Below are 20,472 nucleotides of genomic sequence, written 5' to 3' on the forward strand. Positions count from 1 at the left end.
ACCCAGGATAGCTATTAGCTACGGATAACTCCGATGATCTCGCTGACCAGAGCCTCCACTTCTTCCCTGGTCGGGGCTTCAACATTGAGCCGCAACAGCGGTTCAGTGTTGGAGGCGCGGACATTGAACCACGCCGGGGTGCCCTTGAGCTCCACGGTGACACCATCCAGGCGGTCGATACCTTCAGTGCGATCAGCGAAAGCGGCGAGCACCGCCTCGGTGCTGGCAACCTGATCCACGACGGTGGAGTTGATCTCCCCGGAGGAGGCGTATCGGCTGTACTTTTCCATCATCTCCGAGAGCGGAGCTTCCTGGGAGCCCAGTGCGGCCAGCACATGCATCGCGGCCAACAGACCTGAATCCGCGTTGAAGAAGTCGGTGAAGTAGTAGTGGGCGGAGTGCTCGCCACCGAAGATCGCCCCGGTTTCCGCCATGCGGGCCTTGATGAAGGAGTGACCCACGCGGGTCTTGACCGCCGTGCCACCGTGCTCGGCGATGATCTCCGGGACCACCTTGGAGGTGATCAGGTTGTGGATGACCGTGGCACCCGGGTTCTCCACCAGGGCACGTTCCGCGATGATCGCGCAGATCGCCGAGGGGCTGACCGGTTCGCCGCGCTCGTCCACGACAAAGCAGCGGTCGGCGTCCCCGTCAAAGGCCAGCCCGATATCCGCGCCGGTCTCCTTGACGAAGTTCTGCAGGTCCACCAGGTTGGCGGGCTCGAGCGGGTTCGCCTCATGGTTGGGGAAGGTGCCGTCCAGCTCGAAGTAGAGCGGCTCAACGTCGAGGGGCAGGCCCTCGAAGACAGCCGGAACCGTCAGCCCACCCATGCCGTTGGCCGCGTCAACCGCCACCTTCAGCGGGCGAATAGCGCTCAGATCCACCAGTTCGCGCAGGTACGTGCCGTAGTCGGCGAGCACATCCTTGTGGGAGACCACCCCGGGACCACCGTCATACTCCGGAATCTCACCCTTGACCAGATCATCGATGATGAACTGCAGGCCGGAGTCCTGGCCCACCGGACGGGCACCCGAGCGGCAGAGTTTGATGCCGTTGTACTTCGCCGGGTTATGGCTGGCCGTGAACATCGCACCGGCGCAGTCGCGGCGGCCCGAGGCGTAGTAGAGCTCATCGGTGGAGGTCAGGCCGAGCATGACCGCGTTCAGGCCCTGCGCGGTGATGCCATCCGCGAAGGCACTGGCCAGCTCCGGGGAGGAGGAACGCATATCGTGGCCCACGGCGACGGCGGTCTCCCCCTCCATGCGCAACATCCGGGCGAAGGAGGCGCCGATCTCACGGATGAAATCGGCGTCGATTTCCTCGCCGACGACCCCCCGGACGTCATATGCCTTGATCACCGAGGTGACTGATTCCCGGCTTCTGCCAAAGGACATGGACCACTCCAAAATGTCTGTTGAGGATCTGGGTACAAACCCAGAGCTTACCTCTCCTCGTCCTGCACCAAGTGGAGGTGTCCGCGCCGGATCGCCTTCTGCTCCGAAACCCGCTTCGGACGGTACATCGGATGCTGCGGTACCTCGGGGTCCGCCGGCGGCTCACGGAAGTCATGGGGCGACTCCTCCAGGCCACTGGTGGTGCGGCCAGCTTCACGCACCGCATTGGCCAGCGCCGTCAGATCATCATCGTCATCATCATCGATGCGGTCCACGCGGAGCATCTCCCACCCCAGCGGAGCAGTGATCCGCTCGGCGTGGTTGGCGCACAGATCCCAGCTGTGCGGCTCAGCCGCGGGCGCGAGGGGGCCCACCACGGCGGTGGACTCAGCGTAGGCGTAGGTCAGCGTGGCCACGGCGGGCTTGCCGCAGCCGGGGCGGGAACAACGACGGTATTGACTCACGCCCAGAAGTCTAGACCGCAGGTTGAGATTTTCCACCCTCGGCGTGCCCTGCACCCTCCCGGGGGAGTTGCTCACTAAGGTGGAAAACCATGCACACCAGGACCTTCCGCAACCGCCATGGGCGAGGTCTGCGTGGCCCACTGCTTCCCCCCGAAGCGCCGCGGCAACGCAGCCGACGCCAGAAATTCGACGTCGCGGTCCTAGAGGCCTACGCCCCCCTCCAGCACGCCTACTTCGAAGAGCTGCAGAATCTGGACCTCGCGGTGGACACCATCCCCCGGATGCGGCTGCGCGCCGATATGACTGTGCTCCCGGATGAGATCGTCGCTGATGGTCCTGTCCCCCTGGGCCGGGTGATCCCGGCCGGGGTGGATTCCGCCGGCAATCCGACCCGGGCGAGGATTGTGGTGTTCCGCATGCCGGTGGAACAGCGCACCAACAATGTCATGGAACGCCAGGAACTCCTCGCCACCATCCTCGTCGCCCTGGTGGCCAACTATCTGAATCTGGATCCGCGAGACCTGGACCCGAGGTTCCAGTGGTGACTAGATAATCTGCTTCTTCAGGCGGCGGCGCTCACGGTCTGAGAGTCCGCCCCAGATACCGAATCGCTCATCGTGTTCGAGGGCGTATTCGAGACACTCATCGCGCACCGCGCAGGCCAGACAGATCCGCTTTGCTTCGCGGGTTGAGCCGCCCTTTTCGGGGAAAAAGGCTTCAGGATCGGTCTGGGCGCAGAGCGCCTGGTCCTGCCACTCCTGCTCCACCGCACCGAAAAGTTCGTCGATGCTCATGTTGCCCGCTGTCTTGCCTCGGAGTATGGCGTCGTTAGCCATGTCTTCCACGCCATGTTCCTTCCTCCGTAGGTGTCAATATCTTTCGATGATGTGATTACACACGGATCACTAAATATCGTCAACCTATCACGGGGGACATGTGGCCGGACACGGCATTGCTGCTGGTCGTTAATCACTCAAGTCACAAGATTAACAGGCCAGCGGAACTGGGGTAATACTCCGGGGGTACTACATATAGGGGTGTGGAATAGATTCCCACACCAACCACTTAAAAAACCGGCGTGTCCCTGCAGGAATACCCTCAATCAGGTGTTAAGAGGCAGCTTACCCGCTGCTTAAACCAGGGAAAGTTCGCCTAACCTTAGGCGTCTGAGGAGAAACGGATGCCGGTATCGGGCACCACCACGCCCGGCCAGACACGCATGCCGGCGCGGAGTTCACAGCGGGCACCGATCTGAGCACCCTCGCCGATCACGCAGTCACTGATCCTGGCATTGGCACCGATCCGAGCCCCCGCGGCGATGATGGAATTCTCAATCACCGCGCCCGGCTCGATGGTCACACCCTCAAAGACGACGGTGCCGTCCAACCGGCAGCCCGCACCGATCTCCGAGCCCCGGCCCACGGCGGTACCACCAAGCAGCAGCGCTCCCCCGGCGACCCCGGCGGTGGGGTCCACATAGCTTTCACCGGTCCGACCCGAAAGCAGCGGGGAGACCACCACGCCACGCACCAGGTCCGAAGAGCCGCGGACGAAGTCATCCGGGCGGCCCATGTCACGCCAGTAGGCGTTGTCCACATGCCCGTAGACCTTGCGGTCTTCCGCCAGCATCTTCGGGAAGGTCTCACGTTCGACGGAGACATTGCGGCCCGCCGGAATGTCCTCCTCAATCACGGATCGACGGAAAACATAGCAACCGGCGTTGATCTGGTCGGTCGGCGGATCCTCGGTCTTCTCCAGGAATTCCAGCACCCGGCCGTCAGCGTCGGTGGGCACACAGCCGAAGGCGGAGGGATCGGACACCCGCAGCAGGTGCATGGTCAGATCGGCCTCGCGCTCCCGGTGGGTGTCCAGGATGCCGCCGAGATCCGTGCCGGAAAGGACATCACCGTTGAAGACCATGACGGTGTCATTGCGCAGCTTATCCAGGACGTTGCGGATGCCGCCGCCGGTGCCCAAAGCCTCCTCCTCGAAGACGTACTCAATCTCCAGGCCCATCTCGGCGCCATCGCCGAAGTAATCGGAGAAGACCTCGGCACGGAAGGAGGTGGAAAGAATTACGTGCTTAATTCCAGCTGCCTCAATGCGGGCAAGCAGGTGCTGCAGGAAGGGGAAGCCGGCGGTGGGCAGCATCGGCTTCGGGGTGTTCATAGTCAGCGGGCGGAGGCGGGTTCCTTTACCTCCGACGAGAATTACGGCATCGGTGTTCGCGGGCTGCGGCATATCGGTGTCTTCTTTCTATCGGCGGCTGAGGCGGGAATTGGCCACGGCTATCAGGGATCGTAATTTCAGACCCACCCAGAGCGCACCCCGGAGCGGGGCCAACTGAGGTCCGGCCAGACGATCAGCCTGGAAGCGGTAGGCGCTGGCATGGTGGGCAGGCAGCATCGTCTCCGGATGCTCCCCGGCGGAGTGCCCCTTCGCGTGCGTGATCTCAGCACCGGGCACGAAGATATTGGCGTAGCCGGCACGGCCGAAGCGGTCACCCAGGTCCACATCCTCCATGTACATGAAGTAGCGCTCATCGAAGCCGCCGACCTTATCGAAGGCCGCCCAGCGCACCAGCAGGCAGGATCCGGAGAGCCAGCCGGCGGCCCGCTCCACCCGCATGTCGGAGTCCGCCCGATAGGCCCGAGACCAGGGGTTGGCGGGCCAGATGGTGCCGAAGATGGCGTGGCCGATGCCGTTGCGCAGGGTGGGCACCGCCCGGGCGGAGGGATAGGCGCTGCCGTCGGCTTCCCGGATGAAAGGGCCGAGGGAGGCGGCGCCGGGGTGGCGGTCTGCAGCGCTCATAAGCACATCGACGGAGCCGGGGTCGAAGACGACATCGGGGTTGGAGATCAGGAAGAACTCCTGGTTGATCTCGCCAGCTTCGCGGCGTTCACGCAATGCCCGCGCTGCGGCATTGATGGCACTGCCGTAGCCGATATTGCCACCGGTGCGCAGCAGTTCGACCTGCTCGCTCACGGCGGCCTCCGGGGCGCCGTCGGTGGATCCGTTATCGGCCATGACGACATGGGTGGGCAGTGCCGTGGCGGCAGGGACCGATTCCAGGAAGGCCTTGAGATATGGCCCCGGAGAATAGGTCACAGTGATGACCGCGAGGGGCGCCGGGTTAGTACTCACAAGGATCAGAGCTTAGCCGCCACAGCCCGATGCAGGGCACTTCGCCACTCCGGAAGGTGGTAGTCAGATTCCAGCACGGACCATTCCGGGCGGGGTGCGCGCGCCGGATACTGCGCGCTGCTCACCGGTTTCACCCGCTCGGGATCCGCACCGATCTCCTCGAACACGGCCCTGGCCAACCCGAACCAGGTGGTCTGCCCCGCCCCCACCACATGGTGGATCCCGCCGGGCTGCGCCACCACAACCTCCCAGACCGCAGCCGCCAGATCCACCGCATAGGTCGGGCAGCCATGCTGGTCATCGACCACGGTCAAGGTCTCATGGGACTGCTCCAGCCGCAGCATGGTGGACACGAAATCCCGGTGCCCGGGCAAGGTGTTGGCGGAATAGACCCAGGCGGTGCGCAGGATCGTGGCCTCCCCGGCCTGCTGCTCCCCATGGAGCTTGGTGCGGCCGTAGACCGTGTCCGGGGCGGTGGCATCGGCCGGGGTCAGCGGCCGGTGCGGCACCCCGGGGCCAAAGACATAGTCGGTGGACAGCTGCACCAGGTGCGCCCCCTCGGCCCGGCAGCGGGCAGCGAGATAGCCGGGAGCATCACCATTAACCCGCTGGGCGGCCGCGGCATCATCTTCGGCCGCATCGACCGCGGTATAGGCGGCGGTATTGACCAGTACATCAATACTGTTGAGTGCCGGAGTCGAGGCCACAGCCGCGGCATCTGTGATGTCCAGGGCCGCCTGATCCAGCCAGATAACCTCCATCGAGGCCGGTGTGTTCAGTCTCATTGCGGAGGCGAGCTGACCACCGGCTCCCGTAATTGCCACCTTCATGGAATACACTCTTTCTCTATTAGCTATCTGTCTACTGTTCTATCGCAACCCCGGAGACTACGCCTGTGAACGAGAAGTACCGCCCCGTGCGCGATATTCAACCCTCGCCGGAATCGGGCGCGAAGGTCCAACAGGCAGGCCCCGCCTCCCTCCGGGTGATCATCGCCCTGCTCTCGGCGATCGCCCTCCTGGTCTCCGGTCTGGGGTATTTCACCATCGGACGCCTGGGCAATGAGGTCGCCTCCGCCGGCAACCTCACCCTCGGCGGCGGTGCCGGCGACGCCACCGACGGCGCGGTGGACATCCTGCTCGTCGGCTCGGATTCGCGTACCGACGCCCAGGGCAACCCGCTCTCCGAGGAAGAATCGGCCATGCTCTACGCCGGTGATGAGGAAGAGGCCGAAAACACCGACACGATGATGCTCATCCGGGTGCCCAATGACGGCAGCTCCGCCACCGCCGTCTCCGTCCCCCGCGACACCTACGTGAACACCGGGGACCTGGGCAACATGAAGCTCAACGGGGTCTACGGCACCCACAAGTTCGCCGCCGAGCAGGACCTGACCGCCGAAGCCGATGCCGCCGGCAAGAACCCCGACACCAAAAAGATCGCGGAGGAGGCCAAGGACGCTGGCCGCGACGCCCTGATCAGCACCGTCGCCGACCTCACCGGCATCGAGGTCGACCACTACGCCGAGGTCGGCCTGCTCGGCTTCGTGCTGCTTACCGACGCCGTCGGCGGCGTCGACGTCTGCCTCACCGAGGCCACCCAGGATGAATTCTCCGGCGCCGACTTCCCCGCCGGCACCCAAACCCTCGAAGGCGCCCAGGCACTCTCCTTCGTCCGCCAGCGCCACGGCCTGCCCCGCGGCGACCTGGACCGCATCGTCCGCCAGCAGGCCTACATGGCCTCCCTGGTGAACAAGGTCCTCAACGCCGGCACCCTGACCAACCCCGCCAAGCTCGCCAGCATGGGCGCCGCCGTGGAACGCTCCGTGGTCATCGACGACGGCTGGGATGTGCTCTCCTTTGCCACCCAGCTCTCCAACCTCGCCGGCGGCAACGTCACCTTCACCACCATCCCCGTCACCTCCATCGACGGCCTCGGCGACTACGGCGAATCCGTGGTCACCGTAGACGTGAACCAGGTACACACCTTCATGGATGACCTCCTGGCCCCCGTCGAACCCGCACCTTCAGAAGAACCCGCCGACGATGCCCCGGCGGAAGACGCACCCGCGGTTCCCGATGTACAGGTACTCGTGCTCAACGCCGGCTCCACCAGCGGACTGGCCGGCGGCGTGGGCGCCTTCCTCGAAACCAACGGCTGGACCATCGGCGAAATCACCAACGCCCAGCCCGGCATCTACTGGGAATCCCAGATCGTCGCCGCAGACCCCACCGACCCCGCCGCCCTGCAGCTCTCCGAAGCCCTCGGCGGCCTGCCCATAACCACCAGCCCCAGCCTCGAGCCGGGCACCATCGTCGTGGTCACCCACGATGAATACACCGGCCCCATGGACCAGGAAGCCGTACAGGAAGAAATCCAGACCCCCACCACCGTCGGCCAGCCCGGTGCCGACTTCGGCGCAGATACCGAAGTTGCCCCGGAGATCGACGCGGGTGGCGATGGGCCGCGGTGTGTGAACTAGGTTTTAGGGGTTCGAGGTGTTAGGGGTTCGAGGTGTTGCTGGAAAACTCTGGCGGCACGACGGTTATGCGGTGGATTTTTAGTTGAGATGTTGATCTAAGGCTGAGAGGTTCAGTTTGGATTAGGACATCGTGGTTGTCTAGGAAATCGTGGGAAAATATCGGGCCAGGTACTCCCCAAGTCCTGGGTCAACAGCCGCTGCGGAGTCAGACGTAATTGCCTCGATCAGTTCCCACAGTGATTCTTAAGATCATGCGCTGGCGGAAGTGTTGAATTCGGTGTTTAAAGCTGAGTTGATTGGTCCGCAGAGGGAAGCTCATCAGGAATGGCAGATGCTTCAGGCTCAATCGGCCTGACCGACAAATAAATGCCCCTCTCCCGCGGGGCATCCGATTGTTCCGATTAGGGTTCCTATGCGTGACACCGGCGAACTCCAACGTGTCTCACTAAGCGCGTTGTGTTCACTCTGGGATGTATCAAAAAGCTTCGGAACTACCCTGTGAGAAAATCACCAGTCTTCGACACTTCAGTATTAATCTGGAGGTCAGATAATGCACGGATCACTGCGCCGGTGACAAAAGCCAGGTTCGCCTAAAATTGTTTCTCTGGGATATACCCTGATGAGACATTATCCGTCTTTAGATTTTTCACTGCTACTCGTTTCGGGAGACATTTGACGGTGCCGATAGCTGACAGCTTAGGGGCATAGACGACTTCTAAAATCGGGGCTAGACCCCGGAAAGCCGGCGGGAGTCGGGCCTGAGTGTTACTTTCCCTACCCTCGCGTTGACCGGCCAGAAGTTGAATCTGTTAGAAGACTACTAAAGTGCCCCCTATCATTAGCCAACTCTTGCGAAGTAAATATAGGTTTCACCGAATTCATTTGAAATAATTTACAGTAATACCATTCTGTTTATTTCACGCAAAAACCCGCCCATTTAAGGACATAACGATGGCAGGAAACGATCCTAGATATACCCCTGAACAGAGTCCGGCGGAACGTCCCCTCGGCGTACCGTCCGTTTTGATTTTTCTGACATTGTTTTTTGCCACTATTTGCGGAATCTTCCTTACCCTCAATAAATTTTTTATTATCGATTGGAACACATGGGCCCAACCAGTTGCTACCCTGGGTGCTGGGTTTGCCGCTATTGGCGCTGCGCTACTTACATTTAATAATGGTCAGAAAAATCGACTTCAAGATTTAAAAATTCATGACCGGGAACAATCTGCAGAAACAGAACGTACGCTCCGGGATAGGTTTACTGAAATCACAAAACTACTTTCCGATCCTCGTGATTTCATCAGTCGCGAAGCCGGCGTGTATGCGTTAGTAGCACTATCCGATGATTGGGCGAAATTTTACCATAATGATCGAGCCTCCTCCCGTCGAGAGCAGCAGGTATGCCTAGACGTTCTCACTGGTCAACTTCGCGATGTCATGCCCGACGCTCTCTGCAAGGAGGATCCCGTCCTGCTTACATTCAAGCATCGGATACAGAAGATCATTGCAGAAAGATATAGAGGGAAGGCCGGCAGGAACCTCACTGCCTGGACCGACCTGGACCTCGATTTATCAGATTGCCATTTTCACGATTTAGACCTGCGTGAGACTTTCTTTCGGAGAAACTGCTTATTTAGTCGATCTGTTTTTCACGGCAGCACACTATTCACTTACTCGCGCTTTAATACTCGCTCTCATTTTGACAATACAAGGTTTATCGGTGATGTAAAGTTCCGGAAATCTACGTTTTTCAAAGGAGCAATATTTTCTAAATGTTCTTTCGGAGCTAAAGTTGACTTTAATACCGTTGAGTTCCACAGCTCGGGAATCTTTTCGACTACCAATTTTAATAATAAAACTGATTTCAGCGGCGCAACATTTGGACCCAATTCCAGTTTTGAGAATGCAAATTTTCGTTCTAATTCATTTTTTAACAATGCGAAATTTCATAATTTTACTTCAGATAAAGGCCTCGAAGATTCTAATGTTCATCACTCTTATCCAGAAAAATTCGAAGAGATTAGCTCTATTGATGATGAAAGTGAGGGCTCTGACATAATTTTTTATCGGTCAAATTTTACGAATTCGGCAGAGCAAACAGGGCTTGATTTACTTGGCCTAGATTTAACGTCCGTTGATTTTGACGTTTTTATTCCTTCAGAAGACTCTCTGGATACGCACTAAGGAAGCAGTTAAAATTTGGTCTAGCTTTTACGCCTTAATTCGTTGCCAAGTCAACCAGGTGGAGCGACTCTTTGCCGAGGTGACCCGGGAGCGGAATATTCTCCAACGCTCGGATCATCGTGTTCCGAACGTGCATTTTGAAGCGCCGTGGTGACAGATGTGAAGCACTGGGGTGAACACCGTGAAGCAGTGTCCACTCCAGCGCTAGTCCTCTTCTGGTGTTAAGGGCATAAGCATGAAAAAGAAGTGGCCAAGAGCTGAACCGCTCAGTGTCACTCAACGAAAGCAGTGCAATCGACTGAAGTGTCATAGTTGTGTCTGACGGGAGTATCGGTTCGAAAGATCGACACTAATGCCGGGCAAACCGGATAATCTGGCGGATATGCGAACCGTCTGGGGAATACATAACGGCCGAGAAGAAGTAAATCCCGTCCAGGACAAGGCCGTCAGAATCGGCTGGGACGAGCTCGAAGACCTTTCTGAGCTAGATGCCAGCCGGGAGGCTTTCAAAAAAGCCCTCGCCGAAGCCCGCCCCGATGCAAGCGCAGGCACCGTCCCTGTCTGGGCGGGAACCCTCTTCAGATTCGTCCATAAAATTCAGGTCGGAGACCTCATCGTCTGCCCCGACCGAAAATCGCGTACCCTGCGCATCGGCCGGGTCAACGGCCCCTACCAATACCGGGCTCACTACCCGGTCTACCGGCATACCCGCCCCGTTGAATGGTTAGCAGTTGACGTTTCCCGAGATGAGTTGTCACTTTCCGCCCAAAACGAGATCAGCTCTCTGACGACCTTATTTGAGATCACCACTGGCCGCGAGGAAATCGAAGGATTTATCGATACTCCCCTCGCCGGAAATAAGGAGTCTGACATCTCCTGGGTACCCTTCTACGAGGAACTTGCAGATAAAATACTTGCATACCGGCATCATCGCAAGGACCTGATCAGCATGTTGTTCAGGGCGGCTGAACTCAGCGGGGTGTCACATCTATTCAAATACTTGCGGACAGATCAAGGAGAGGACGGGGCATACCGAGACATCACCGACATCGATCCGTTCACGGTATTCGGTCCTTTCAATCGCGGCATCACGCTCGATGCCCGACTAAAAATCGCGGCCGCTTATCGCGAGGAATTCGGCGTCACGGCCCCCGCTCCCACCGGATTCGACGGTGTCCCGATCGTCAACAATCTCAACTCCTGGTTCATTCGCTTCGAAAAACACCGCAGACCAGGCGAGGTAAATAACCTGTGGGATCTAGCTGACGCAGCCGTCACCTATGCGGAGAACCCCTCCGAGGATGCCAAGGAAGCCCTCGTCTCTGCATTTGATGCCAACGCCGTCGGCCAGACCCGCCAGCTGACCATGGGACTATTTTGGATCCGGCCCCAGCACCTAGCTTCGTATGACGGCACTAACGCGACATATATCGCCGCAGCCTATCCAGACCTGGCAGAAATGCTCACACTCAAAAGCAAAATCACCGGCGAAGAGTTCCTCGCCAACACCGAAGCGATCACCTCGTGGATCAGACACCACGACCATCCAAAGAGTTTTCCAGAATTATCCCACGATGCCTACCTCAGTACCCAAGGCAATCCAGAGCCCCCTATAGCTATTACGAAGGATACCGTCGATGTTTCGACGATCGACCTAGACGATTCCTACACCTTTGACTCGATCGTGGAGGACGGTTCCTTCCTCGGCAGCGAGGAACTCGAATCAATCCTCAACACCCTCGCGCGGAAGAAAAACCTCATTCTGCAGGGACCACCGGGGACTGGAAAAACCTGGTTGGGACGCCGACTTGGATGGGCGCTCAGCGGCCGCAAAACGAACACGCGGGTATCAGTGATCCAGTTCCACCCCTCACTCTCCTACGAAGATTTCGTGCGAGGTTGGCGCCCCTCATCCGCCGGCAAGCTCGAACTGACCGACGGCCCGTTTATCCAGTTTTGCAGCCAAGCGGCCGATGACCCCGAAAACAACTATGTGCTCGTGTTAGAGGAAATCAACCGTGGGAATCCAGCGCAAATATTCGGCGAAATGCTCACCCTCATCGAGAACACCAAACGGAACCAGGACAACGCACTTCGACTCTCCTACCCCAAAGACGAAGACGAAACCTTCCATATCCCGCCGAACGTGCACCTCATCGGAACGATGAACGTCGCGGACCGATCCCTGGCACTGGTGGATATGGCGCTGCGGCGTCGCTTTGCCTTCATCGATCTCACACCGCAGCTGGGTAACCCCTGGGTTGAACACGTCAGTGGTCGCGGTTATAGCCGAGACGTCCTCGAATTCTTCGGCGAGCAGATCCGCGATGTCAACACCATGATCGCCGAGGATCCATCACTAGGCCGGCACTACTGCCTCGGACATAGCTTCTTCGTTCCACTGCAGGACTTAGACGCTGAAGATCCTGATGCTGCAACATCACAGTGGCTGGAGGAAATACTGGCCACCGAGATCCAACCCCTGTTAGAGGAATACTGGTTCGACCAACCGGAGAAAGCGGACGAGGCCTTGGCACTCTTGAGGCAGAAACTGTGATCGAAATTCCGGTCCGCAACCTCTGGTTGCTGCAGCTGTTCGCCTCTGATTTGTACCAGACCACCGGAACACAGCTTGCCGGTATCGAGTCACTACCGGAGGATGTTGCGCAGCTGGTTTCCCGCATGCTCGCCGATAGCGTGACCGACCGTCTTCGCACGGGCCTGACCATGGGATTTCACCGCCGCACCGATGATCTGCGACGGGTCCGCGGAAAAATAAAAATTCAGGATACCGCGCGCCACCGTCTCCTCGAACAGGGCAAAATCCGCTGCACCTTTGACGAGATTCACGCCGATACAGCTCCGAACCGCCTTGTTCGCGCCGCATTAGAACGCGCGTCCCGGCTTCCGGGCACAGACGTTCGGTGCCGACGTTTAGCCAGCCACCTGGCGGCTCTCGGAGTCCGTCACCTCCCTTCTCTGGCGACACAAACGCGGCAGTTCTACCGGCAACGGCATCTTGCCCAAGACCGAGAGATGCTCATGTCCGCCCGGTTACTCCTCGAGCTGGCGGTACCCGATCCCAGCTCCCCCGAATTCGTGACTTTAACTCCAGACGACTCAGCACGCTACCTACGTCATCTCTTCGAAAAAGCGACATACGGGTTCTATCTTCGCCACCTCTCACCTTCTGGATGGAAGATTCGCCACGGCGCTCATCTCAAATGGCCTGCTGATGCCCGCTCTGCGGGGATGAGCAAGATCTTGCCTGGTATGAAAACCGACATCATTCTCTGGGATAACACAAGGAACCGGGCCAGGATGATCATCATCGACACCAAGTTCACCTCTATCACCAAAGCCAACCGTTATGGGTCTCAGAAGCTCCGCTCCGGTTATCTCTACCAGATCTATGCATATCTGCTTTCACAGCACGACAACCCCAACTATGGTCCCAGTTCCGAGGGGCTTATGCTGCATCCGGTTGTTGATGGATACATAGATGAAGAAGTTCACCTACAGGGACACAGAATCCGATTCGCGACAGTAGATCTCCGAGGAACGTATACCTCAATAGTCGATGATCTATTGAGCGCAGTTACTTCCGCAATCCCCCTAGAAATAACAGGACCCACTGCATAAAAAGCGGTGAGACCCCGTGTCCAAGAACTAATGAGATTCGCTGTCTTAGCCTGGATCCACCGATGTGGATCCAGGCTAAGATCTCCCCACCACCCCCGGACAGAACATTCGTTCGGGGGACAACCCTCCCGCTGGCCCTAGTGGTGCTCCTGCTTCATTAGTCTTATTGTTATGCCTGAATTAACTTCGACTCAGTATGCGCCAGGACTAACGGTAGAGGTCCGGGATGAGGCATGGCTGATCACCGGCGTCACTCGCTCTGTTGATGGTTTCCGGTTGAAGGTCCGTGGTCTCTCTGACTATGTCCGCGATCAGACCGCGAGTTTCTACACTGCGCTAGACACCGTGAAGGTGCTGGATCCAGCCGAGGTGGAGGTGGTGGCCGATGATTCCCCCAATTATCGTCGCTCTCGGCTCTGGCTGGAGTCCTCTATCCGGCAGACTCCGGTGCCGCTGTACCAGGAGGAACTTTCGGTAGCCGACCAGATGCTGGCTGATCCGCTGGAGTACCAGCTCACCGCGGTGCGCAAGGCCTTGTCGAATGATAACCTGCGCCCTCGTGTTCTCATTGCGGATGCCGTCGGTCTGGGCAAGACCTTGGAGATGGGGATGATCCTTTCGGAGCTGATCCGCCGCGGCCGCGGTGAGCGCATCCTGGTGGTGACTCCACGTCACATCATGGAGCAGTTCCAGCAGGAGATGTGGACCCGCTTTGCTATTCCGCTGGTACGGCTGGATTCCGTGGGAATCCAGCAGGTCCGCCAAAAACTGCCGGCCACCCGTAACCCCTTCACCTATTATCCGCGGGCGATTATCTCGATGGATACTCTGAAGTCCCCGAAGTATCGGGCCCAGCTGGAAAAAGTCCACTGGGATGCGGTGGTCATCGATGAGATCCACAACGCCACCAACGTGGGCACCCAGAACAATGAGCTCGCCCGTGTTCTGGCACCGACTGCAGAAGCCCTGATTCTGGCCTCTGCCACCCCGCATAACGGTGATCCGGAGTCCTTCAAGGAGATCCTGCGTCTGTTAGATCCGACCGCCGTGATGCCGGACGGCACCATTGATGCCAATGCAGTGAAGCGACTGATCATCCGCCGACACCGCAACAGCCCGGAGGTCGCGGACTTCGTAGGTGAAAAGTGGGCCGAGCGTGATGAACCGATCAATATTCCGGTGGAGGCCTCGACAGAAGAAAATGCTGTAGCCCGGGAACTCCACAACACCTGGATCCACCCTGGCGGGGACTACCCGGCCAAGGATCGACTTTTTGCCTGGACTCTGGTCAAGGCCTACCTCTCATCCCCTGCTGCTCTTGGGCAGACGGTGACCAACCGACTCAGGCGGGCCGCCGACATCGGCTCCCTAGAGCGGAGCGCCCTGGAGAAACTGCAGCAGTTGAATGCGGATATCACCCCGGATAACTCCAACAAATACAACGCACTGACTAACTACCTCACTGAGATCGGCGTGAAGAAGGGCTCCGATACCCGCGTGGTTGTCTTCTCTGAGCGCGTAGCCACTCTCGAGTGGTTGCAGAAGAACCTCACCACTCACCTCAAGCTGCCCAAGGGGGCGGTTGAGGTCATGCACGGTGGTCTCACGGACCAGGAGCAGATGCACCTGGTCGACGAGTTCAAACGCACTGACTCCCCCATCCGCATCCTGGTTACCGGCGATGTGGCCTCTGAGGGTGTCAACCTGCACACGCTGTGCCACCACCTCATCCACTACGACATCCCCTGGTCGTTGATCCGCATTCAGCAGCGCAACGGCCGAATCGACCGCTACGGTCAGACCGAGAACCCGCGGATCGCCACTCTCCTACTGGACCCCGCTGAGGAGTCCGAGGTGGGTGAACTTCATGTGCTGGGGCGGCTGATCGAACGCGAACATGAGGCTCATAAGCTGCTCGGCGACGCAAGCTCTTTGATGGGCAAGCACTCTGCCCGCTTGGAGGAGGAGACCATTCGCGATGTGCTCCGTGGTGAGCGTGACTTCGATGCTGCTGTCGCCACTCCGGAGGAGGTTCTCGAGGGTGAGGGCGAGGGAGACATGATCGACTATTGGCTCAATGTTTTCGGCACCGCGGAAGATTCCGAGGAAGCTGAATCAGCAGCGACTGCCCCGTCCTTGACCGCCTCCCACAGCCTTTACTCCAGGGAGATCGATTATCTGCAGGATGCACTGCGCGAGGGATTCAATGGTGTCCCCGAGAGTTCCCCGGAACGAGGCGGCGTGGGCCTGGAGACATATAAGAATGGCATCGCCGAGTTGATTCCACCAGAGGATCTGCGCCGCCGGCTGGATTTCCTGCCGCAGGATTATGTGAAGGACCGCCGGGTGAAAGAAAAGCTCATGCTAGCCACCACCCCGGAGCGCGGCAATGAACGTCTCTGGGCTGCGCGCACCGGTGATTCCAGCTCCACCTGGCCGAGCGCCCACTTCCTGGGCCCACTCCACCCCGTGGGTGAATGGGCGGCGGACCGCGCATTGTCCAGCATGTCACGACGCCGCATCCCGGCATTTTCCGGTGATGTCCCCGCCCCAACTGTGCTGCTCATGGCCACCCTGAGTAACCGTCGTGGCCAGGTCATCTCCCGTGCTTTCGTCGCCGCCACCAGCCGTTTCGAGGCAAAAATCCTCCCTGATTCGATTCACTGGCTCAAACAGGTCGGTCTGGGCAAGAACGCGGTCAGCGTCGGCGGTGTCAAGGTGCCCGAGGATATTAAGAATCTGATCACGGACACGGTTGAGGCAGCGCGAGGGCAGATCAGTCCGATGATGTCGGCCGCTCGTTCGCAGGCAGATGAGCGCATCAAGCATTGGCTCACCCGCGCAGAGGCTTGGGAGTCCGGCCGCAGTGATGTCTCACAAACCTCATTGAAGCTCAATGAATCCTCCCAGCTGATCACCCAGCAGAAGTCTCTGGCCAACGCACTGGAGCCAGACCGCGAGCTGATTCGTCCCCTCGCTCTCATCATGCCGGTGAATTAGTCCCTGCACTAGTCCCCCGCCGCCGAGGGTCCAGCACCACAAACTACATACGCTATATATCAAGCACAGTTGAAGGAGGCCATCTAGCAATGGCTGAATATGATTCCATCGTCAACGTCGAAGAGTGGATCAGTGACCACTACCTGACCACCGAGGACACCAAGGGCGGTTCTTTTGCCAAGCGGGTGGCCGAGCGCATCAAAGAGTGGAAGTCCGCTGAGGGTGAATCTGATGTTGCCTCCCCCTGGGCACGTTTTCTCGCCCACCGTCTTCAGCTGCAAAACGCCCTGGCAACACAGGAGGAGAATGCTTCTTCCCTGATCCGCGCGGCTCTCGGTTTCGGCTCCCCGGAACAGTTGAGCTTGCGCCGTTCTGGTGAGACCACCAGTTTCCAAGGTTGGGCTGGCAATGCCGGCAGCGTGGTGCTCATCGAGGCCTCGCTTATCGACACCTCGGAAGACCTCAGCGATGCGATGGTTCTGGGCCCGATTCAGGTGGGTGAGAAGTCCGTCGAGAAGAAGGTCCCCCACTTGGTGGGTGATCTCTTCCTCGCAGAAACTCCCCCAGATTTTGTGGTGATCATCGCTGGGGGCTGGGTGGTCCTGGCAGAACGCGAAACCTGGCCGTTGGGCCGTCACCTGGCCATCAACCTGGCGCTCGTGGTCGAAAGAAATGAGACCAAGGCAAAGGGCGAGATGCAGCAGGCAGCGGTCGTGCTTTCACGGGAGAACATCGAGCGTGCCGCCGACGGCACCACCTGGTGGGCCCAGACCATCGAGGAATCCCGCGAGCACGCTGTAAAGGTCTCCGGGGAGCTACGCGGTGCGGTGCGAGAATCCATTGAGCTCATCGGCAATGATGTCCTCGACCGGCATCGCGAGCAGGGTTTGAGCACCGAGAACATCGACGGCAATGAGCTGGCCCAACAGTCCTTGCGCTACCTCTACCGTATTCTCTTCCTGCTTTTCGCCGAGGCTTCCCCCGAGTTAGAGATCCTGCCCACCGGGGCTCCTGAGTATGACGAAGGTTATGGTTTGTCCCGCCTGCGCGGGTTGATCCTCAACCCACCGGTTACTCAGCATGCGCGCACCGGAACTCACCTCTACGAATCATTGCAGGTGCTGTTCAAGCTGGTGGATCAGGGGCATAACCCCCAGAATGCTCCCGAGCCATTTTTTGATGGGGAGGCCAATGACAAGGGCCTGGAGTTCCGCCACCTCTCTGCGGATCTCTTCCAGGAAAAAGCCACATCTTTGATCGACCAGGTCAAGCTATCGAACGCGGCACTGAACCGCATTCTGGAAAACCTGCTGCTATCCAAGGTGGCGAACAAGAAGGAACGTGGCTTCATTTCTTATGCCACCCTCGGTGTCACCCAGTTGGGCCAGGTCTACGAGGGACTGATGTCCTACACCGGGTTCATCGCCCAAGATGATCTCTTCGAAGTGGCCCCGAATGGCAATCCGGAGAAGGGTTCTTGGGTCATTCCGGTGGCCAGAGCCGATTCCGTGCCGCAGAACAGCTTCGTGGAAGAAGAAGTGGAAGCCATCGAAGGTGGCACTCGCCGCGAGCGACGCAAACACCCACGCGGGTCCTTCGTCTTCCGCCAATCTTCCCGCGACCGGGAACGCTCCGCTTCCTTCTACACCCCGCAGGTGCTCACCGAATTCACCGTCGGCCAGGCCATCGAGGTACTGCAGGAGGAAGGCCGCATATCCGCAGCTGCCGATGTTCTGTCCCTGACCATCTGTGAGCCAGCCATGGGTTCCGGGGCCTTCGCGGTGGAGGCAGTGCGCCAGCTCGCCGAGCTCTATCTGAAGCTATGTGAAAAGGAATTGGGCGAGCAGGTCCCAGCCGCCGAGCGCACCGTGGAGCTGCAGAAGATCAAAGCGCACATCGCCCTGCACCAGGTCTATGGCGTGGACCTGAATAAGACGGCCGTGGAACTCGCCGAGATCTCCCTCTGGCTCGACACCATGACCGCGGATCTCAAGGCCCCCTGGTTCGGCCTGCACCTGCGCCACGGCAACTCACTGATTGGCGCGCGCCGGGCTACCTTCGCTGCCAAGGACGTCAAGACCCGCAACTATCTCAGTGAAATCCCCAAACACCACAGCGTGGCGACGATCGCGGCAGCTATTGCGTCCGGCGAGCCAGACGTAGAGATGAGCTCACGGATCCACCACTTCCTCCTGCCCTCCCAGGGCTGGGGCGCCGCCGCCGAGGCCAAGGACCTCAAGGACATCGTCGGCGAGGAACAGAAGGCGCTGAAGAACTGGCGCAAGTCCGTACAGAAGGGCCTCAACGCCCAGCAAATCAAAGAGTTGCAGGCCATCTCCCGGCAGGTCGAACGCCTCTGGCAGCTGGCGCTGGTACGTCTGCGCATCGCCGAGGGTCAGGCCCGGCGCAACATCAACCTCTGGGGCAGGGAGAGCACTCATTCCGCAAAGAACGTCTCCCGTGAGCAGATCGAAGCAGAGTTGTTCGATAATCTTGGCGGCGCCTACCAGCGTCTGCGTTTGGTGATGGATATCTGGAACGCCCTGTGGTTCTGGCCACTGACCGAGGTTCAGGTGGACAACGGTGTGGCAGTTAACCTGCCGGACCTTGATGAGTGGATTTCCACGCTGCGCGATATTGTCGGTGTCCCCGCGATCGGCAAGGTGAAAACTGCAGGCCAGTACGCCCTCGGCTTCGGTCTGAGTTGGGATGAGTTAGATGCCACCGAGCAGTCGGATATCGAGTTCTCGCAGGCGAAGCCCTCGGAGCAACTTGATGAGCTCCACCCGTGGCTGCGGGTGGCCCGAAAGGTCGCCGAGGAGCAGGCATTCTTCCACTGGGATCTGGATTTTGCCGCGGTAATGTCCCAGGGTGGTTTCGATCTGCAGGTGGGCAACCCGCCGTGGGTGCGGCCGCGCACCGATGTTGATGCGTTGCTCTCTGAGCATGATCCCTGGTTCAACTTGGCGCACAAGCCGACCCAGGCGCAAAAACGCGCGCGACGGGAACTGCTCTCCGCTGTCCCGGAGTCCAAAATCACACTGGTCAAGGGGATCGGTGAAACTGTGGCCACCGCGACAGTGCTTGGTGATCTATCTAGTTATCCGCACCTGATGAACCAGCAGCCGGACCTCTACCGCGGGTTCATGGAGCGGACCTGGGCCAACGCCTCTGATGAGGGCGTGGTTTCGCTTATTCACCCGGAATCACACTTCACTGAGAAGAAGGCCGCATCGCTTCGGAGTGGTGCTTACCGGCGTCTGCGGCGCCACTGGCAGTTCATCAACGAGCTTCGTTTGTTCGATGTGCATAATCTCGTGAGCTACGGGGTACACGTTTACTCAGCAATGCGGGATTACCCATATTTTCTCAATGCCGCATCGCTTTACCACCCACAGACGGCCCTCGACTCTCTCCACCACGACAGGACCGGTGCCCTGCCAGGTCTCAAGGATGATAACGGCAACTGGGATCAGCGTCCCCACCGCGACCGGATCATCACCGTGGATAAGCAGGAACTTGGGGTGTGGAAGTCGATCCTCGAGGAACCGAACACACCGTTGCTAGAGACCCGCATGGTCTACACCGTCAATACTGAGGCAGCCGCTGTACTGGAGAAGCTGGCGAAGGCTCCACGGATGAAATCGCTGGGTCTGAAATTCTCTAGGGGTTGGGATGAATCCATTGATAAGAAGAAGGGCTATTTCGATTCTGAATGGAAGCATCCGGAGTCCTGGAAGGATGTCATCCTCCAGGGACCGCACCTCGGGGTTTCCACCCCGATGATCAAGCAACCCAATCCATCCATGAGCAGCAATAAGGATTGGTCCGAGATTGACCTTGAGGCAATACCAGAGAATTTCATCCCGGCGACGGCGTACCAGCCAAACCGCGCCGGTAAGCATGATTATGACAACACCTACGGCACCTGGGACACCACTAACGGCCCAGTTCCAGTCGCTTCACAATTCAGAGTCGCATGGCGAGAATTCGCAGCCACCACCGGTTTCCGAACTCTCTACCCCGCTCTGATTCCACCTGGAACGACCCACGTTCATGCAGTCAACTCCTGCCGACACCCCAGGTCGGACAAACTCCTACCGCTCGTAGGGGCCACCATGAGCAGCATTTGTTGCGACCAGGTATTTGGTAGCACTCG

The 20,472-nt window shown here is 59.0% G+C and carries 13 protein-coding genes; 7 read left to right on the top strand and 6 right to left on the bottom strand.

Annotated features, from left to right (window positions below):
- Positions 1-14: 14 nt before the first annotated feature.
- Together ACTU46_RS13750 and ACTU46_RS13755 are read right to left on the bottom strand one after the other, a co-directional pair.
- Positions 15-1,394, bottom strand: coding sequence for a phosphomannomutase/phosphoglucomutase (locus ACTU46_RS13750; RefSeq protein WP_443382672.1), 1,380 nt, complete (start codon positions 1,392-1,394; stop codon positions 15-17).
- A 47-nt stretch (positions 1,395-1,441) separates the two neighbouring features.
- Positions 1,442-1,858, bottom strand: a complete 417-nt coding sequence (locus ACTU46_RS13755) for a DUF3499 domain-containing protein (RefSeq protein WP_443382675.1) — start codon at positions 1,856-1,858, stop codon at positions 1,442-1,444.
- Between the two features lie 89 nt (positions 1,859-1,947).
- Here ACTU46_RS13755 and ACTU46_RS13760 point away from each other — a divergent pair, with 89 nt between their 5' ends.
- Positions 1,948-2,403, top strand: a complete 456-nt coding sequence (locus tag ACTU46_RS13760; RefSeq protein ID WP_443382678.1) for a metallopeptidase family protein — start codon at positions 1,948-1,950, stop codon at positions 2,401-2,403.
- Here ACTU46_RS13760 and ACTU46_RS13765 read toward each other — a convergent pair whose 3' ends face one another.
- From ACTU46_RS13765 to rfbD, 4 genes are all read right to left on the bottom strand, one after another.
- On the bottom strand, positions 2,404-2,694 hold the full coding sequence (locus tag ACTU46_RS13765) for a WhiB family transcriptional regulator (protein ID WP_443382710.1): 291 nt from the start codon (positions 2,692-2,694) through the stop codon (positions 2,404-2,406).
- A 322-nt stretch (positions 2,695-3,016) separates the two neighbouring features.
- Complete coding sequence (locus ACTU46_RS13770; RefSeq protein WP_443382680.1) at positions 3,017-4,099, bottom strand: sugar phosphate nucleotidyltransferase; 1,083 nt, start codon at positions 4,097-4,099, stop codon at positions 3,017-3,019.
- 15 nt (positions 4,100-4,114) lie between these two features.
- Entirely contained in the window at positions 4,115-5,002 is an 888-nt protein-coding gene (locus ACTU46_RS13775; RefSeq protein ID WP_443382683.1) for a glycosyltransferase family 2 protein, read from the bottom strand.
- 5 nt (positions 5,003-5,007) lie between these two features.
- A complete protein-coding gene (gene rfbD / locus ACTU46_RS13780; RefSeq protein WP_443382685.1) occupies positions 5,008-5,832 on the bottom strand; it encodes a dTDP-4-dehydrorhamnose reductase in 825 nt (274 codons plus the stop codon).
- Between the two features lie 65 nt (positions 5,833-5,897).
- Between rfbD and ACTU46_RS13785 the strand changes: the two genes are divergently transcribed.
- The 6 genes from ACTU46_RS13785 to ACTU46_RS13810 form a co-directional block, all read left to right on the top strand.
- The gene (locus ACTU46_RS13785; RefSeq protein ID WP_443382687.1) at positions 5,898-7,484 is read left to right on the top strand and encodes an LCP family protein; all 1,587 of its coding nucleotides are present in this window, start codon (positions 5,898-5,900) and stop codon (positions 7,482-7,484) included.
- 951 nt (positions 7,485-8,435) lie between these two features.
- Complete coding sequence (locus tag ACTU46_RS13790) at positions 8,436-9,671, top strand: pentapeptide repeat-containing protein (RefSeq protein WP_443382689.1); 1,236 nt, start codon at positions 8,436-8,438, stop codon at positions 9,669-9,671.
- 352 nt (positions 9,672-10,023) lie between these two features.
- Entirely contained in the window at positions 10,024-12,228 is a 2,205-nt protein-coding gene (locus ACTU46_RS13795) for an AAA family ATPase (RefSeq protein WP_443382692.1), read from the top strand.
- Entirely contained in the window at positions 12,225-13,313 is a 1,089-nt protein-coding gene (locus ACTU46_RS13800) for a 5-methylcytosine restriction system specificity protein McrC (RefSeq protein WP_443382695.1), read from the top strand. The genes ACTU46_RS13795 and ACTU46_RS13800 overlap by 4 nt, the downstream gene beginning before the upstream one ends.
- Positions 13,314-13,484: 171 nt before the next feature.
- Positions 13,485-16,313, top strand: coding sequence for a DEAD/DEAH box helicase (locus ACTU46_RS13805; RefSeq protein ID WP_443382698.1), 2,829 nt, complete (start codon positions 13,485-13,487; stop codon positions 16,311-16,313).
- An 89-nt stretch (positions 16,314-16,402) separates the two neighbouring features.
- On the top strand, positions 16,403-20,472 hold a 4,070-nt coding region (locus tag ACTU46_RS13810), incomplete at its 3' end, for an Eco57I restriction-modification methylase domain-containing protein (protein ID WP_443382700.1).

This window comes from Corynebacterium sp. A21, assembly GCF_052266655.1.
GTDB lineage: Bacteria > Actinomycetota > Actinomycetes > Mycobacteriales > Mycobacteriaceae > Corynebacterium.

Bases quoted from the DNA above. Each gene is read 5' to 3' on its own strand.
- ACTU46_RS13750 (WP_443382672.1), bottom strand. From the start codon at position 1,394: ATGTCCTTTGGCAGAAGCCGGGAATCAGTCACCTCGGTGATCAAGGCA.
- ACTU46_RS13760 (WP_443382678.1), top strand. From the start codon at position 1,948: ATGCACACCAGGACCTTCCGCAACCGCCATGGGCGAGGTCTGCGTGGC.
- ACTU46_RS13765 (WP_443382710.1), bottom strand. From the start codon at position 2,694: ATGGCTAACGACGCCATACTCCGAGGCAAGACAGCGGGCAACATGAGC.
- ACTU46_RS13770 (WP_443382680.1), bottom strand. From the start codon at position 4,099: ATGCCGCAGCCCGCGAACACCGATGCCGTAATTCTCGTCGGAGGTAAA.
- rfbD (WP_443382685.1), bottom strand. From the start codon at position 5,832: ATGAAGGTGGCAATTACGGGAGCCGGTGGTCAGCTCGCCTCCGCAATG.
- ACTU46_RS13790 (WP_443382689.1), top strand. From the start codon at position 8,436: ATGGCAGGAAACGATCCTAGATATACCCCTGAACAGAGTCCGGCGGAA.
- ACTU46_RS13795 (WP_443382692.1), top strand. From the start codon at position 10,024: ATGCCGGGCAAACCGGATAATCTGGCGGATATGCGAACCGTCTGGGGA.
- ACTU46_RS13805 (WP_443382698.1), top strand. From the start codon at position 13,485: ATGCCTGAATTAACTTCGACTCAGTATGCGCCAGGACTAACGGTAGAG.